This is a genomic window from Amycolatopsis sp. QT-25, assembly GCF_029369745.1.
In the GTDB taxonomy this organism is placed as follows: domain Bacteria; phylum Actinomycetota; class Actinomycetes; order Mycobacteriales; family Pseudonocardiaceae; genus Amycolatopsis.
In genome coordinates, this window is the sequence record NZ_CP120210.1 from 4,673,640 (window position 1) to 4,690,679 (window position 17,040).

The following is a 17,040-nucleotide window of genomic DNA, read 5'->3' on the forward strand; positions in this document are numbered from 1 at the left end:
ACGGTCAGTCAACTGTCTGCATCCGACGGAGAAGGGCCTATGACGACCACGGACACCAAGCCCGAGCGGGCGCGGCCCACTCCGCCCACCACAACATCACCCGGGGAGCCGTCCGCCGGACTCCTGCCCGCGCGCCCCGCTGCCGCCCTGCTACGCCCGGTCCGCGCGCACCTCGTCGCCTGCGGCGTGCTCTCGGCCCTGGGCGCCGCGGCTGGTGCCGCCCCCTACATCGCGATCGCCGAGATCGCCCGCGTCATGCTCAGCACCCCCACTGCCGCCGCGGCCGCGCCCATCGCCTGGACCTGGGTGGGCATCGGCGTGGTCGGCGCGTTGCTGCGACTGGTGCTGCTCGGCGCCTCGTCCTACGTCGGCCACTACGCCGATGCCAAGCTCCTGCATGAGATCCGCACCCGGGTCGTGGACAAGCTCGGGGTGCTGCCGCTGGGCTGGATCCGGGCCAAGGGCTCCGGCTCGGTCAAGAAGACGATGACCGACGACCTGGAAGAGATGCACCACCTCATCGCGCACGCGCTCGGAGAACTGATCGGCGGCGTCACCGCGCTCACGGTGAGCTTCGCTTACCTGCTCGTGACCGACTGGCGGATGACGCTGATCACTGCCGTCGTGCCGGTCCTTATGGTGCTGTCCTACCTGGTCGCGATGCGTTCGATGACCGAGCACGTCGGCAACCTCATCACCGCGGAGACGCGGATCAGTGCCGCGAGCGTCGAATACGCCGACGGCATCACCGTGGTGAAGACCTTCGGCGGAGGTGGGCGCATCCTCACCCGGTTCGCCACCGCTGTCGCCGAGCACACCAAGGCGCTGCGCACGTGGGTGCTGGAAACCCGGTACAGCACCGGTTTGGCACACCTGTTCGGCTCCGAGGTCACCGTGCTCGCCGTCGTCCTCGCCGTCGGAGTGTGGTTCGTCGCGGGCGGTGCGCTGACCGCCGCCGACCTGCTGCCGTTCCTCGTCGTCGGCGTTGGCCTGCCCACCCCGCTGACCCCGATCACCCGCGGCGCGCAGGGCTTGCGCAAGGCGCGCATGGCCGCGGGCGACATCGGCGCGCTGCTCGGCCGCCCGCCGCTGCCCGAGCCCGAGGCCCCGCAGATGCCCGACGGGCATCGGGTCGAGCTGGACCGGGTGACCTTCAGCTACGACGGCAAGACCGACGCCGTGCACGACGTCACCGCTACCTTCGAGCCCGGTACCGTCACCGCGCTCGTCGGCCCGTCCGGAGCGGGCAAGAGCACGCTCGCCTCGCTGCTGCCGCGGTTCGCCGACGTGACCGGTGGGGCCGTGCGCATCGGCGGCGTGGACGTGCGCGACATGGCCTCGGAGCAGTTGCTGGCGTCGATGGCGTTGGTGTTCCAGGACGTCATCCTGCTGCGCGACACCATCACCGACAACATCCGGGTCGGCCGCCCCGGGGCCACCGACGAGCAGGTGCGCGCCGCCGCTCGGGCCGCGCGCGTGGACGAGGTGGTCGAGCGGTTGCCGCACGGCTACGACACCGTCCTCGACGGTGCCGGCGGCGGCCTCTCCGGCGGCGAGCGGCAGCGGCTGACCATCGCCCGCGCCCTTCTCGCCGACGCGCCGATCGTGGTGCTGGACGAAGCCACCGCCGCGCTCGACCCGGACAGTGAGGCCGCCGTACAGGACGCGCTGGCCACGCTGATCGAGGGCCGCACGGTCGTCGTCATCGCCCACCGCCTGCACACCGTCGCCACCGCCGACCGGATCGTCGTGCTCGACGGCGGCCGCGTCGTGGAGACCGGCGACCACCCCACCCTGCTCGCCCACGACGGCCTCTACCGCCGCATGTGGGCCGCCCAGCAGAACGGAGACCACTCGTGATCGGCCGCCTGCACCGGCTCCACCCGCACCCGTCCGACCTGGCCAAGGTCATCGGCGTGCACGGCGCGATGGCGATCCTGCAAGGGCTCGTCCTCGCGTTGCTCGTTCCCGTCCTGCGCGCGCTGCTCCAGCCGGAGCCCGACATCGACGCAGCCCTGCCGTGGCTGCTGCCGGGTGCGGCAGGGGTGACCGTCTACTGGGTGCTCAAGGCGGTCTCCACCCCGATCGATTTCGCCGTCAGCATGCGGATCGCCGCCCAGGTACGCAACCGGCTGATGGCGCACGTGACCAAGTTGCCGCTGGGCTGGTTCACCTCCAGCGCCAAGGCCAAGCTCTCGCGCACCATCACCACCTCGGCCGGGGCGGTGGCGCACCTCGGCGTCACCTTCGGCCCACCCGCCATCAGCGGCGCGCTGGTCCCGCTCACCGTCGTCGCGGTGATGTTCTTCGTGGACTGGCGGCTCGCTCTGCTGCTGCTCCTGGTTTTGCCTGCGGCCTTCCTGGCGCTGCGCCGCTCCGGTCGTATCGTCGCCGAAGTCGACCGCGACCTGGAGAAGGCCGCGGTCGAGATCGCGCGCCGGGCGATCGAGCTGGGCCAAGCGCAGCCGGTGCTGCGCGCCGCCGGGCTGGGCCGAGTGGGCAGCGGACGGATGCGCGCCGCCCTGGACGAGCACCGCGCCGGCTACCGCCGCGGACTGCGCCGCACCGTGTTCCCGAACCTGTCCTACACCGGCGTCATCATGCTCGGGTTCACCGCGGTCCTGATCATGGGGACGCATTTCCTGCTCCGCGGCCAGCTCCCGGTCGCCGACGCGGTGGCCCTGCTCGTGCTCGCCGTTCGGTTCCTGGAGCCGCTGGGCACGCTGACCGAGCTGATGGGCGTGTTGCACGCGATGGACAACGCGACTACGCGCGTGCAGGACATCCTCGCCGAGGAGCCGCTGCCCGACTCGGCGAACCCGATATCGGAAAAGCGTGACGCGGGCATCGAATTCGCCGGGGTCACCTACTCCTACGGCCCCGAGGGCAGGCCCGCGCTGTCGGACGTGTCCTTCCGCTGCGCGCCGGGCACGACGACCGCGCTGGTCGGCCCTTCCGGCTCGGGCAAGACGACGGTCACCCGGCTCGTCGCCCGCTTCTTCGACCCGGACCAGGGCTCGGTTCGCGTCGGCGGCATCGATGTCCGCGACCTCGACCCGGCCGCGCTGCTGGACGACATCGCCATCGTCTTCCAGGACGTCTACCTGTTCGACACGACCATCGAAGACAACCTCCGCCTGGCCCGCCCCGGCGCCACGGACGACGAACTGCACGCCGCGGCCCACGCCGCCCGCCTGGACGAGGTCGTCGATCGCCTGCCGCAGGGCTGGTCCACCCGGGTGGGCGAGGGCGGCGCGCGGCTCTCCGGCGGCGAGCGGCAGCGGGTCTCCATCGCCCGTGCCTTCCTCAAGCAGGCCAGGATCGTGCTGCTGGACGAGGCGGGCTCAGCCCTCGACCCGGAGAACGAAGCCATGGTCAGCGAAGCCATCGCCAACCTGACCACCGACCCCGGCCGCACGGTCATCGTCATCGCCCACCGTCCGGCCACCCTGGCCACGGCCGACGCGGTGGTCGCCCTCGACGCGGGCCGAGTGGTCGAGCAAGGCACCCCTGCCCAGCTCCGCGAGACCGGGGGAATGTTCGCCCGTGTGTACACCCAGTACGAGAACGCCCGCGGCTGGCACATCGCCGGCACGACGACGGGCGCTGACTGACCCCCGGTCCCGTACCGCCTCTCAGGGAACGCGGCAGCAACGAAGACCCCGAGCCGGATCATGCGCGAGTCCCGCCCGAGAGCGTCGGCATCCCCGCCGTGGCGTCCTTGTCCTCACAGTGTTTCCGGCACCGCTGACAGAGGTGTAGGGGCCCGGGCGGGCGACCTTCTTGGTTCGCACGGCGTTCGCGGACTCGACGCTGATGACGAGAGTCGCTCACTCCAGGCATATCGGCATTTGGCCACCATCGTCGGAGGGGGCGCAAGTCAGACCTCGACGGCGGACGTCTTCTGGAGCGTCGCCACCTGCGAGCATCGGGTGGCGACCACACGGTCATCGAGGGTGGATCGAGCCAAGGTGATGCGCTGGGGCGGGAACAAGTCGATGGACCGACTTCGAGAATTTCGCGCTCGCATGTCTCGTTAAGATCGCCGAGGGGTGACACGTGATCGGGAAGGGACTGGGCGATGTCGGAAACCATCTCGGCCATGCGCTTTCGGCCATCGCCGCCGCTGGCCTGGCCGTGGTCGCCGCGTCGCGCGGTGCACGGTGCCGGCGGAACCGGGGTGCTTCCAGGAGACGATGCCGCGCAGCGGCGGGCTATGCGATGGGCGGCGCGCAGACGACTGACGCTCATCGGTCTGCTGGTGGTGTCCCTGCTCGGCGTGGCTGTGTTGACCCTCGCTGTCGACTGGGATTCGCTCACGTGGTTTGGGGGCGTGTACTCCCAGGTCTTCGAGGTCGCCGCCGTCTTGTGGTGGTTGGTCATCGCCTTGACCGTGCGGGAGCGGATTCGTCGCCGGAGGGAACCGTGCTCACCGATCGAGTACACGCACGGCCTGCCCGTGCCAGCCGAACTCTACGAAGATCTCTGGAGTTACAGCTACGAGGTCCACCGGCTGGCCGAAGAGATGGCCCGACCCGCAGAATTGATGCGCTATCGGCGTGAGTGGCGTCGATATGTGCGCGCGCAGTACGACCTCTACGGACAGGCGTACTTCGCCGCCGGTCGCAAAGCTCGTGCCTGCTGGTCGGGTGGTGACGCCGAAGGCTGGCGCGCCCACGTGGCCACCATGATCGAGTTGGCGGGAAACCTGTCCGGGCTCCTCCTGGCAGACGACTGAGACCGCACCGGACGGTGGTTCGGGTCGCTCCTGTCGTTCAGGCGTGAGATCCGCCGGAATCGCTGGCAGGTTCCCGAAACGTGTCGCCGCCAGCACCTCACGCTGCTGGACCCGGCCGGGGCCTCCGGCGGTGCTCATCAGCGGAATGCACGCTGAGACATGGTCAGGTCGTGGTGTTTCCCGGTGGCCGCCAGCCGGCCCACTGGGTCGCGTCCACAGCCTGGATGAACAACTCCGTGCACTCTGGTAAGGCCAGCGGAGCACCGGGTTTCATATCACCGAGGAAATGCACGATTCCGACATCGTCGAGGGCTCGCTCGGCGTAGTGATTCCAGCCCGAGGGCAGCGCCGTCCAGCGATGCTGGAGTACGACATTGAAGCCGTACTGATCGTGCTGGTTCCACCGGTTCTGGATGAGCAGCCGGTGGCGATTCTCCTGACATTGCCGCATGACCTGCTCACCGATGTTCTCGGCCCGCCAGCGCGCCAGGTCGATCACCATCACGCCGGCATTGAAATATGGCGCGTCGGGATCGAGTCCGATCTCCTGCCAGTGACTGATGGCATCGCTTATCACCGACACCAGATCACCCACGGCGGCGATCGGGTTCCCGTTGAGCGGCCAGCTCCACAGCGGCCTGAGGTCCTTCAGGATCACCGTGTCGGAGTCGATGTAGACGGCCCGCTCGACCGTTTCGGGATAGATCCTCGCGAGGAGACAGCGAAAATAGTGCGGGTCAAGAATCAGCGGTTCCGGCTCGACCCCCCAGCGCCGGTAATTGTCCGGATGCATCGACACCCACCGTACGGTGATTCCGTCGATGACGGCTTCGAGGCGAGCTTGGTCTGCGGCTGATACCCCCGCATGCATGATGGTGAGCTCGAGTTCGGTGTCCGGGTCTCGGCACGCGGCAAGCGACCAAGCCATGGCCGCCGCATATGGCAGGTATGCCTCGTCCGTCGCGGTCGCGATGTGGACGACGGATTCTGCGAGGTGATCGCCGCCGTCTCGTCGAGCTTCCTGTCGAGCTTGCGTCACCATCGGCCTTCCTGATCTGCTGAGGTCGGACCAGGACGATCTTCCACACTTTTCGGCAACGGAGCAACAGACGATCCCGGAGACCGCGGGCATCCAGGCTCCGCTGGGGGCCGCCGCGGCCGACCGGTCGGCGATGGAGCTCGCGATCTGCAACGCCAGTACGCGCCGGCATTCCCGCGATCGGGATACTCAGTCCCGGCAACTTCGAGCAATCACTCTCCAAGCGGTTGCCTGAACCCTCGTAAGCCTCTGTCCACCATTCGGAGTGAACCTCCATTCCCCACAGGAAGCGACTCTCCGCGCCCAGCGCCAGCAGATGAAGACGTCGACCCTAGCCTCGCCTGGTGGAGCAGCTAATTCAGGTCTGTTTCCGCGCCACGAGCCGGTCCCACAATTCGAAGTTGTGCAGTTTCGCCCGGTCGACCTTGCCGATCCTGTACAAGTCCAGCCCCTGTACGTAGTGAGTGGCCGCGGTCACGGGATGCCACGGCGGGAGCCCGTGCCTATTCGGGTCGCCGGCCGAAGCGAACCGTGACCAGTAGTCGATCATCCGGTCCCCCAGTCGTCGTTGAGCCGCCGTCAACGGGCGATCGTCATACGGAAACTCGAACAGGTACTTCAGCTCGGACGCGTGCCCGGCCAACGGCTGGACACCGGCGGGAAACTCGAGAATCGGCGGTGCCGTGCGGTCCAGGAATTCATAGGCGTAGACCGGCACCGTTGCCGAGAACCGTCGTTCACTCGCCTGCTGGGCCCAGGCCCAGTCCAGATCACTCATGACCGCACCGATGGCCTGTGCCGCCGTGCCGTGCGCGGCGACGGGGTACTCGGTGGCCACCACCGCAGCCTTGTCACCGAAATGGGTGTCCAACGCCTTCCGGTAACCCGCCTCGGTGAGTCCGGGGAACATCGACGGCGAGAACAGGGTTCCTTCGTCCCTGGTGACGCCGGTCAAAAACGGCACGCGCTGAAAACGTCCTGCGGGCACGGCGACTGCGGGATCCTCCGGAAGCACGGCGTTGCCATAGGCCGGCAGGGGCAGGACCGGCGCGGCCAGCAGATCCGCCACCGGCACCTGCCTCAGGCAGTCCAATGTCGTGCAGCCGAACCGGGTCGCCAGGTTCTGGCCGTGTCCCTGCTGCCACTCCGGCGGCACGAAGTACGGCACGTCGAGCAACGGCCGGACACCCTTGCCGGCGAAGGCATCCGATACGCACGGTGTGCTCTGTCCGATGGCTCGCTGAAACAGCCCAGCCGACCCTGGGGACGCGAGCAGGCCACAGACCGAATGGGCGCCGCCCGACTCACCCGCGACCGTCACGTTCCCCGGGTCGCCACCGAAAGCGGCGATGTTGCGCTTGACCCACCGCAACGCGGCCTGCTGATCTTCGAGGCCGAACGCGCCACCGTCGGCGAGACCGGGGAAGCCCAGGAACCCGAGGTTCCCCAGCCGGTAGTTCACCGTCACGACGACCAGATCGCCACGTTCCGCGAGCCGCGACGGATCGTAATCGCCACCGGCACCGGACACCAGTCCACCGCCGTGCACCCACACCAGCACCGGCGCCCTCCACACGCGCTTCTTCGCCACCACATTCAGGTACAGGCAGTCCTCGGTGTCACTGGCCGGCCTGTTGGGCAACGCGGCTTGCGGACAGCGATCAGCCGGTCGGGTCGCGTCACGCACACCATCCCACCGCCCCGGCGCGACCGGCGCGTGCCAGCGCAACTCACCGACCGGCGGGGCCGCGTAGGGCACACCTCGATGAATCCGGAGACCGCCGGTCACCTCACCCCGCACCAACCCGGACTCGATTCGCACCACACCGCCCGGCGCGGCCACCGCAGGTGCTGTTCCCACCACGAGTCCCACGACAACGAACAGGGCCCCCAGATATCGCCTCATGCAGTCCACGGTGGCCATCCGGACGCGACTTGGCATCAACCGATCAGTTGATTTCGGACCCTTTTTCTCGCCGTGGCGGCACTCCGGCGTACGGCGAAGCGTTCGCGGACGGGAAAGAAAAGACGTGGGGCCGGTCGAACACGAACCGGCCGACCGCGGCGAATTTCCAGTCAGGGTGATGGTCATGGGCCACGACGCCTACCACGGCAGTCATGGCGGCCCCAGGGCCGGGCCGGCAGTAATATCCATCCGGTGCTCCCAGGACGTCACCCACGCTGGTTCGGCGCCGACGCGCCCGGCGACGTCCAGCAGCGCTGCACCATGCGCCGGATTGAGCAAGGCTCGTCGCACCGCGCTTCTCCACCACCGCGACAGCACCACAGATACTCGACATGGCATGAACGTCCACCCAGATTTCCTCCTGGATGTGACGACAATTACCATGCGCCGTCCCCCTGAAGATGGCAAATGAGATACTACGCAAACCGGCCGAATAGAAACACAGGACGACCTGTGCGGTGTCGCAATTCTCGGCACACCCGGGGACCAATAGCCGGATTTTCACCGATGCACGGATCGCCGCCGACTTTTCGATCTGCCGAACCGGATTCGACGGCCGGACCGACCGAGATGTCGCTGCGGTTCCCGAGTAACGGCACGTTTCTCGGGCTGCTTTCGCCGATGTTCGACATCGGCACGGAGCTGTAGTACCGCTCGGCGCGTGAACGCGGTGCACGCTGGCCAGGCTGGTACATGTGGCGCACCACCTTGCTGTTCTTCGAAGAAGTCGTCCACTGCACACTGATCCTCGAACTCGACGTGCTGATGTATTACGCCGCCGTATCCGTCGCGATGATCGGATTTCTCGCCCTCTCGCGGTACTACCGCGGTTCGCCGCTCACGATCGATGGCAGCGGACCGAGCACGACCAGTCGGTCTGCCGCTGTCACCCATCAGGCATCGATGTCAGGAGCCGGGCCAGGAAGAGTCGCATCCGGATTTCTTCCACGTCTGCCGTGACCATTTCCGTTGCTGCACGCACGTGCTGATCATCGAGGACGGCGCCGTAGAGCCTCAGGGCAGGTGGTATCGCTTGCGCGATGCCTTGTCGTGGCTTCGCGTGAGCAGCACTGCGCCGATGAGGGCGGTGGCGCCGGTGATGGCCAGCGCTACCATGCCCGCCACCTGCCATCCGTCGGGCAGGTACAGCGCGGCGAACCACGTCGGCTCGCGGATTCCCACGCGTGACAGCACAAACGCGACCACGGCCTGGACGACCAACAGCACCGCCCCAAGCAGGTACAGCGCCCACGCGGCGAACGCCTTCCCTGCGGACATCGACACTTCGGATACCGTGTCGGCAGGGGACACAGGGGACATAGGGGATCTGGATCGTGTACCGCTACGCATCGTCAGCAGTAGTTCGGTGCCGGTGTCCCGCAACCGCCGTTCGGCGAGTTCGCCGAACCACCAGGCCGCCCCCGCACCCAGCGCCACGCCCATCGGAACGCCCACCCAGCTCAAGAAGACACTTCCGGTGAGCCAGCCGAGCAGCGGGAGCAGGGCGGCCAGGGCGGCCACGAGCACGGTGAGGGGCAGCATCACCCAGGTGATCAAGCCGCCGGTGCCGTCTCCGCCGACGGTTCCGCGCGCCCGTTTCTTCGGATCGGGCCGCGGCACGAGTGCGAACACCGATACCAGTACCGCCAGCCCTGCCCCTGCCCCGAGCGCGGCGGGCAACAGCGAAAGCGCCCACGGCCACGCCCAGCCCAAGCCGCTGAGTGGGACACCGAGCGCGGTGGCCACGATCGCCACGGGCGCGATGAGCAGCAACCAGGCCAGCTGCCGACCGCGCACATCGGCGCGTTCGGCGCCCCCCACCATCAGCGTGAACCACAACGCGGTGCCATCGTTGCCGTAGAGCTGCGCGGAACCGGCGGTGGCGAGCAAGGCGACGATCACCCCCGTCGCGGCCAGGTAGCCGCGTTCACCGGCGAGCAGCGGCACCAGGGTCACCGCCAGCGCGAAGAACACCGCGAAAGCCAGGTAGAGCGTGCGATCGAGGTCTCGGATCCAAGTACGCAGCTCCTTGGCCGCGACCGCACCGAGGCGGGTCGCGGGCAGCAGGCGCGCCAGGTCCCAGCGGCCCCCGACGTCGTGCCCGCCGGCCGTGCTCAGCTCGGTGGTACGCCGAGCGATCAGCCGGGACCAGCGCGCACCGAGCACCGCGATCAGCGCCACCAGACCGGCGAGCGGCAGGATCGCGAGCACCGGCTCATCCCTGCCCGCCGCGTCGACCGCGACGAGTCCCCAGCTCGACGGCAGCACGCGGAGCACCTTGGACAGCGACGGTGCGAACCCACCGAGCCCGGAGAACGCGGGAAGCAACAACCAGAACTGGGCGACGAAGGCACCGACCACGGCCCATGGCAAAGCGGCCACCACGGCTCGTGCCGTGGAGGTGAGCTGCGCGCTCGTCAGTTCGGTGAGCACTTTGGACGCCAGCACCACGGCGATCACCTGCAACGGCATGGCGAACACCGCGACGACAACGGAGAACGTTGTGCTCGCGTGCACAACGACCACGCTATGCGCGGCGAGGGTGACCAGCGGCCCCATACCAACCAGCGAAGCGGAGAACAGACCGAAAGCGAGGCGCCTCGACCCGATCGGCAAAGCGGCGAAGTACTCCGGGCGCAGCTCGCCTTCGCCACCGCCGAGGAACACCGGCCCGAACAGCCAGCCCAGTGCCCAGCCCGCCAGTGCCAGGCAGAGCAGATCCAGGCGGACCTCCGGCGGCGCGCTCAGCGCCAGCCATACCGTGCCCACCGCGGCGGCCAGTCCCGCCACCGCGCCGAGCGCGGTGGTCACCGCACGCATCCCGGTCAGTGAGCCGGTCAGCAGTGCCACTTTCATCCGCAGCAGGACGGGCACGGTCGAGGTCAGGTCGACAGCCATGCCAGCCCGTCCTGCCCGCCGGTGCTCGCACCGGCCAGTTCGATGAACCTGGCCTCCAGGCTCCGACCCTCGCGCACCTCGGCCAGCGTGCCCGCGGCCGCGACGCGCCCCCTGGCGATGATGCCCACGTGCGAACAGAGCTGCTCCACCAGCACCATCACGTGGCTGGAAAGGATCACCGAGCCCCCACCGGCGACGAACCGCTCCAGGATCGTGCGGATCGTCGCGGCGGACACCGGGTCGACGGCCTCGAACGGCTCGTCGAGCACCAGGAGCTTCGGCGCGTGCAGCAACGCGGCGGCCAAGCTGATCTTCTTCCGCATGCCGGTGGAGTATTCGAGAACCGACGTCCTGCTCGAATCGAGTTCGAGCACCGCGAGCAGCTCGTCCGCCCGCCGCCCCACCATCTCCTCGCCGAGCCCGCGCAACAGTCCCAGATAGGTCAGGAACTCCCGGCCGGTGAGGCGCTCCGGCAGTGCCAGCCCGTCGGGCAGCACACCGACGAGTTTCTTGGCATCCAGCGGATCGCGCCATACGTCGTGGCCGAACACGCGAGCGGTGCCCTCATCGGGCCGCAGCAGGCCGACCGCCATCAGCAGCGAGGTCGTCTTGCCCGCCCCATTCGGCCCGACCAGGCCGTAGAACGAGCCGGCAGGCACCGTCAAATCCACCCCGTCCACCGCCCGGTGCACACCGAAGACCTTGACCAAGCCAGACAGCTCCAACGCCGCGGTCATCGCGCCGTCGCCCGCTCGAACAGGGCCACCAGATCGCGGGCATAGGCCGCCAAGTCCAGGTCGGGCACGGCGGTGAGCTGCGGGCCGATCGCGTCGATCGCCGCGCGGATGGTCATCGCCGTCGTTCGCGTGTCGAACTCACCGAAGTGGCCGTCCGCCTGACCCCGGTTCAGAATGTTCCGCAGCGGCGCCAAACTCGTCTCGTAGACCGAAGCGTCGCCGCGGAGCTTGGACTCACCGTTCTCGTCGGTGAACCCGACCGCGATCGCGACCAGCACCTTCACGTCGTCACGGTGCTCTGCGACGTAACCGACGTTGGCCTCGATGTAGGCCCGCAGTTCCTCCGGTGGCGTCGGCCGCTCGGGCATCCGGGCGGCCATGTACTCGGCACCGCGCTGCAGCACGGTGATCACCACCTCCCCGATCAGGACCACCGGAGACGTCGCTTCGCCGGTGGGTGAGCCTGATCATCGAGCGCACCACCACCTACCAGTGACTTGCGGCCATATTCGCGGACGGAGCTGGCGACAAAGCCTTCGCACTTCACGTGACCTGCGCTCGGATGACGGCGATCAGGACCGGCTGGTCACCCGTGCGGTCGACGTGGGTGTCGTGCGCTCTGATTTGACCGGCGCGGACGTCTTCGCCCTGATGAACACCGGACCATGGATGTGAGGACACTCATCCGCCGGGCAGGCAGGCCGCCTGGCCGGCTACGTCATCGATGGAATACTGGAAGTCCGTCCAAGATCGTGAACCCCTCGCTCCCCTTCCGTACGCCATCAGGAGCCTGCCCTGCTTTGAGCAAGGCGAACAGATGACGGGACGCGTCGAGAAGGTCACTACGCAGGTCGTCGGTCCGGCCCTGGGCCGCGTTCGTGAAGGCGGCCCGCAGATAATGAAGGATCACCGGATCCTCCGCAGCAAGCAGTCGCTCCAGGCTGATCGCCGTGCCAGCGAGTCGTTGCATTAATCTCCGCACGTCGGCCGGATCGGACGCGACGGTGAGCACCACCACAAGTTCTTGCAGTTGCTTGTGCAGGAGCGGAAAACCGTCCAATGTCGACTTGCCGTCGAGCCGGTTCATTGCGTCGCACCTCCGGACCGCAGTTCTCGGACGATACGTACGACGAGGGGACGGTGGTCGAATCTCCGGCTCGTGACGGGAAAGACGTCCAGGTCGGCCGGAACGCGCACCCGTCGAACAAGAACGGAGTGCCCCGCTCGACTACTTGAGGACAATTCCATAAGAAAGCTTCACCTAGGTAGTTCGCGATACAGTCGTCGACCGTGATGGCGCCGAGCGCGCTTCGGCCGAGACAGGTCACCGTGTAGCAGCCTGTTCGCCTGGGCACCTCGCGCCAGCGGATGCGTCGAGTCAACACCCTTTGCGCCGCCGAGGCATGGATGAAGCGGCGATTCGGTCATGACTCTTCGACGGAGATCTATAACCGGCCGCGCATTGATTTACCTCCGCCGCGGCCATGACCTGGTCGAACCGTGCTTGATGCGGCACGAGCATGGTTCGCCCAGGTGGGACAGTGCAGTCGAGCTTCGCAGGCGTGGTCAGTCATCCGGTACCCGTGACGGAAGTCGGCCCGGCGGGTTTCTCACCGCTACTGGCTCGGGCCGGCTCGACCGGGTCGCCGTTCTCGTTGTGGGCGTACTGGCATCGTCGGTGGGCCGGCCGCGAGCATCGCTGCGGACGATGCGGGCATCGTGACGGCCGGTTCGATGGCGACTGCGCTCTGGCGCCGAGTTCCGTTGTCAACGGTGATGACGCCGGAGCCCACCGTCGACCGAGGCAAAAGTTGGATATTATTCGTGACGCTGCGCAGACTGGGGAGTGCGGATATCACCGGCGTGCGTAGTCAATTGAGTTGCGCCGATGTCGGCCGGCCGTTGGAGTATCCTGCGGTCATGACAGGTGATGTCGGGGATCGATCGACTCCGACCGTGCATCAATTACGAATGTTTCTCGTGCTCGCCGAAGAGCTGCATTTCGGTCGGGCCGCGGCACGGTTGTACATGAGTCAGCCCGCGTTGAGCCGCCAGCTGAGTGCGCTGGAACGACATCTCGGTGTCGAGCTGGTCGCCCGTACGAGCCGATCGACTGTGATCACGGCAGCCGGTCTGGCTATCCTGCCGGACGCTCGCATGGTGGTTCACGCGATGCGCAGACTACAGCGATTGGCCGGGGAACACACCCGCGGCCTGGCTGGCCGGGTGGTGATCGGCACGGTAGGCGCCGAGGCGGCGATGACGCATACCGTGGTGATTCTCGATGAAGTGCGCAGACGTCACCCCGCCCTCGAACTCGACGTCCGACTGCTGGGCCTGGGTGAGCAGTATCTGAGTCTGAGCACCGGCGAAGCGGATCTGGTGTTCTGCCGCCCGCCCGTCGCGGAGGACATTCGGACGCTTCACCTCAACAGTGAGCCTCGAGTCGTCTGTGTGGCGGCGGACGATCCGCTGGCTGCCAAGGACAGTGTGCGGCTCGCCGATCTGGACCACCGCGTCGTGGCGTCGTTCCCGCCTGAATGTCCCAGGGTCTGGCGGGACTTCTGGGCAGCGGACCCACGCCCGAGCGGAGTGCCCGTCCGGTATGGGCCCGTCGTCTCCGACGTCGAGTCCCTGTTCGCGCTGATCGCCCGGGGTGGAACGATCGGATTTCAACCCTCGGCCGCTCGGCACCTCTTTCCCCGCCCAGGAATCAAGTATCTCGACGTTGTCGACCTGAAGCCGTGCACCTCCGCGCTGGCCTGGCATGACACGGCAGAGAACCGTCCGGCCGTCACCGCGATTCGCCAGGCCGCGCTCGCCGTCTGGCAGCCGGAATGACCTACTACCGAACCCATTGGACCGGACGCCGCAACCCAGGCATCCGAAACGCGAGCCTCACCATCCGCTGCCCACCGACGTTGCCGCTACCTCTACGTCACCACCCGTTTCGCGCTTACCCATGACCCCGGCGAAGACCTTCACCCCCTCCCCACCAGTGCGGTCCTGGGGTGAAGCCAGAAACGAAGCAAGCGGGCGATAGCGTCATTGCCCGCAAGTCCGGCTACAGGCAAGGTAAGAGAATGTCCTTGGCCACAATCTGGTGCGTATCGAGATCGACGGTGGTGGCCTGAGGGTCAACTTCGTTAGAGCTTCCCTGACATAACAGCCGCTTCTTCGGCCATTTCCACCTTTACGGTGGCGGGCTGGACCAGAACACCCAGACTGACAATTGGGGGCATCCGCCCAGCTACACGCTGCCCGTCAACCGCGACCTGCCCAATCGCTCCGTTGTCTGTGCGAAATGCTGGTCACACGCCAACGGTCGTCTCGACCTGGTTGGCCGTGCATGCGGGGAAATCAAATTCTAGTCTGCTCCAGCCGGACTCGTTGATGTCGCTGGTGTGCTGTCCGTAGACAGGTGTCGCCACCAGTTGTTCATGGTCGGTTGTCTGGACCAACCGTGATCATCCGGTGGCCGCCGGCCCCAGCGTGAAGCCTGATTGATGGGTGGCGATGTCCGAGGAGACGATCAGCCGGGTCGAACCCCGCCAACGAGCACGAACACCGCTGCCCGGGTTGCCGTGGGATCTGCCGTACAAGAATTGCTGGATCAACTCCGAACAAGTCGGCGACGACACCTCGCACGACTCGACTGGCGGTCAATCGAACTTGCTGGCCAGTGGGGACGCCCTCTCTTCCGACTGGTTCGACCAGTCGACGCGGGCAGCACTTCAGTCACCGGCTGACGAGACCACGGCTGGCCGGATTTGTCTCCAGCGGTTCATCGGTCACCACTACCGTCGACCCCATCAACGGCATCCTCACGAAATACGGCGGTGACGGACCGAAGAGCGCCTTCTGGTCAGGTCCTGGAAACCCCCCTTTCCCCGATAGCGGCGATGGGGACATCCGGGGCGACACCGATACCGTTCTTTGCGGCTGTCTACAGCCCGCTCGACACCACTGCGGTATGATCCATTCGGCAACGTGCGGGGCTCGTACTCGACGGATACCTGGTCTCGGCTGCCCGCGATCAGGAAGAACCACGGTCGCCCAGCTGGCGGACCTTGTTCGCGAGGCCGGTAGTCAGGCCGCTGAGCAGACGCAGGTGGCCAAGGAGCCTCGGACAAGGCCGTCGAGTCGGTCGGACTCGTCAAGGACGCCAGAGAAAGCGGCGGCGAGGAGGCAGTGGCGTCTTTACTCCCCGCCGATATCCCCGACGCGACTATCGAGAGAAGCCCTTCAGTCGGTACAGGTTGAGATGCAGCGGACAGCGATGGCAGTACTCATCTCGTTCCCCGGACCGGAAATCATGCCGGTGATCAGCTTGTCCAGATCTTCCCGCACTCCACAGCCGGAGAACGGCGGAATGTCGAAACCGCTCTTGAGCGTGGTAGGTGGCGCCGTGTCCTGCAATCCGACCAGGCCTTTGATCTTGATGATCATCGGGCTTTGCGTCTTGCAGTTCGTTCCGACATCGAGTACTTTGCCGTCAACCTTGGTCTCGCTGAGTCGGATTGTGAGCCGCAGAGTCAAGTCTACGATCACCGAAAAGTACTTTTTGCCGTCGGAGAACGGACGCGAAGCCACCTCACCGGCATCCCCCGCCTCTTTCAACAGTGAACCACCCTGATCCCCTTCGGCGAGCAACTCCACAGTACTGGTCACCGGCATGAACCCGAACGTCACGAAATATGCATTCACGGTCTTTGGCAGCGCCATCGAGCCCGTCAGGGTTTTCTTCGCCGCGTCGATCGTGCTGTCGTAACGCCCTTCTCCGGTAATCAAGTTCGAGCGAAGCTTCGCGATGCGCGAAACCGTGTTACGAACATAGTGTGACGCCGTCAGGCCGGCGGAGGCGGCATCCACGAGGTCAGGCACCATCGGCGCATCAGCACTGGAGCGGGTAGGTGCGGCGGATGCAGAACTCAACGATACAACCCCGAGGGCAAGCATCACAACGACAGCCAGCCAACGGGAGCCGCGTCGCGTCGCCAGGAACATGGCCACCGTCCTTGGTCGGCTTGACAAGATGAGAGAACGAACCGGTGTACGCCGCAACAGGAACTTACTCGGCAGAACTTCTGCAATGCAAGCATCCCGGGAACCATTAGGCCTGCTGCTCCGACTCGCCATCACGATTACGATCGCCGTTCGGCGATTCACTATGGGACCTGGCATGCGCATGACAAGTGCTGCACGTGTGACGCCGCGGCCGCGGGGCACGGATTCCGTCCATGGTCGTTGGATACACGAACGCGTATCAGCCTGGATACGAGTTATCGACAGAACATTCACGAAGTTCCTGCTGAACCACTACGATATACGACAGACTGTCGAATGGCGCGTTTACCGCATGATCCACAGGTTGCGCCCGACTACGATCAGGAGGAAGTGGACCACATCCCGCGGATTCACAGTGACTTGTGCCTATGTCATGCCAACTTCGCGAGGTCCGAGGAAAATCGTGAGATGCCCCCGGGGGCTGACCGCAGATTGCGCATACTACCCGAAGAATTCGTGTGGAGGCGCCGGCGAACGGGCCGGATGCGGATGATCTGCACGACACGGTTGTGTAGCGACCCACCGAACTTAGCCTTGGCATGCCTCGGCCTCTGTTTCTCCAAGCGGCTTGGCGAGCGGCGGCCTCCCAAAGCCG

At 66.6% G+C, this 17,040-nt stretch carries 12 protein-coding genes; 5 read left to right on the forward strand and 7 right to left on the reverse strand.

What is annotated here, in order from left to right:
• Positions 1-39: 39 nt before the first annotated feature.
• The 3 genes from P3102_RS21665 (at position 40) to P3102_RS21675 (ending at position 4,738) form a co-directional block, all read left to right on the forward strand.
• Positions 40-1,860 carry an ABC transporter ATP-binding protein gene (locus P3102_RS21665; protein WP_276361246.1) on the forward strand — a complete coding sequence of 607 codons (1,821 nt, stop codon included), beginning with the start codon at positions 40-42 and terminating at the stop codon, positions 1,858-1,860.
• Positions 1,857-3,614, forward strand: a complete 1,758-nt coding sequence (locus P3102_RS21670; RefSeq protein ID WP_276361248.1) for an ABC transporter ATP-binding protein — start codon at positions 1,857-1,859, stop codon at positions 3,612-3,614. Before P3102_RS21665 ends, P3102_RS21670 begins: the two co-directional genes overlap by 4 nt.
• Before the next feature lie 488 nt (positions 3,615-4,102).
• Entirely contained in the window at positions 4,103-4,738 is a 636-nt protein-coding gene (locus P3102_RS21675) for a hypothetical protein (protein WP_276361250.1), read from the forward strand.
• A gap of 163 nt (positions 4,739-4,901) precedes the next feature.
• On the opposite strand, the gene P3102_RS21680 is transcribed toward P3102_RS21675, so the two are convergent.
• Positions 4,902-5,780, reverse strand: a complete 879-nt coding sequence (locus tag P3102_RS21680) for a glycosyltransferase (protein WP_276361252.1) — start codon at positions 5,778-5,780, stop codon at positions 4,902-4,904.
• 355 nt (positions 5,781-6,135) lie between these two features.
• Complete coding sequence (locus tag P3102_RS21685) at positions 6,136-7,683, reverse strand: carboxylesterase family protein (RefSeq protein ID WP_276361254.1); 1,548 nt, start codon at positions 7,681-7,683, stop codon at positions 6,136-6,138.
• Positions 7,684-8,436: 753 nt separating this feature from the next.
• Here P3102_RS21685 and P3102_RS21690 point away from each other — a divergent pair.
• A complete protein-coding gene (locus tag P3102_RS21690; protein ID WP_276361256.1) occupies positions 8,437-8,703 on the forward strand; it encodes a hypothetical protein in 267 nt (88 codons plus the stop codon).
• A 54-nt stretch (positions 8,704-8,757) separates the two neighbouring features.
• On the opposite strand, the gene P3102_RS21695 is transcribed toward P3102_RS21690, so the two are convergent.
• From P3102_RS21695 to P3102_RS21710, 4 genes are all read right to left on the reverse strand, one after another.
• Entirely contained in the window at positions 8,758-10,641 is a 1,884-nt protein-coding gene (locus tag P3102_RS21695; RefSeq protein ID WP_276361258.1) for a hypothetical protein, read from the reverse strand.
• A complete protein-coding gene (locus tag P3102_RS21700) occupies positions 10,626-11,378 on the reverse strand; it encodes an ABC transporter ATP-binding protein (RefSeq protein WP_276361260.1) in 753 nt (250 codons plus the stop codon). The genes P3102_RS21695 and P3102_RS21700 overlap by 16 nt, the downstream gene beginning before the upstream one ends.
• On the reverse strand, positions 11,375-11,812 hold the full coding sequence (locus tag P3102_RS21705; RefSeq protein WP_276361262.1) for a hypothetical protein: 438 nt from the start codon (positions 11,810-11,812) through the stop codon (positions 11,375-11,377). Before P3102_RS21705 ends, P3102_RS21700 begins: the two co-directional genes overlap by 4 nt.
• Before the next feature lie 284 nt (positions 11,813-12,096).
• Complete coding sequence (locus tag P3102_RS21710) at positions 12,097-12,465, reverse strand: hypothetical protein (RefSeq protein WP_276361263.1); 369 nt, start codon at positions 12,463-12,465, stop codon at positions 12,097-12,099.
• An 833-nt stretch (positions 12,466-13,298) separates the two neighbouring features.
• On the opposite strand from P3102_RS21710, the gene P3102_RS21715 reads away from it, so the two are divergent.
• Positions 13,299-14,219 carry a LysR family transcriptional regulator gene (locus P3102_RS21715; protein ID WP_276361265.1) on the forward strand — a complete coding sequence of 307 codons (921 nt, stop codon included), beginning with the start codon at positions 13,299-13,301 and terminating at the stop codon, positions 14,217-14,219.
• 1,404 nt (positions 14,220-15,623) lie between these two features.
• On the opposite strand, the gene P3102_RS21720 is transcribed toward P3102_RS21715, so the two are convergent.
• Positions 15,624-16,385: a hypothetical protein gene (locus tag P3102_RS21720; RefSeq protein WP_276361267.1), complete on the reverse strand. Its 762-nt coding sequence runs from the start codon at positions 16,383-16,385 to the stop codon at positions 15,624-15,626.
• Positions 16,386-17,040 lie beyond the last annotated feature (655 nt).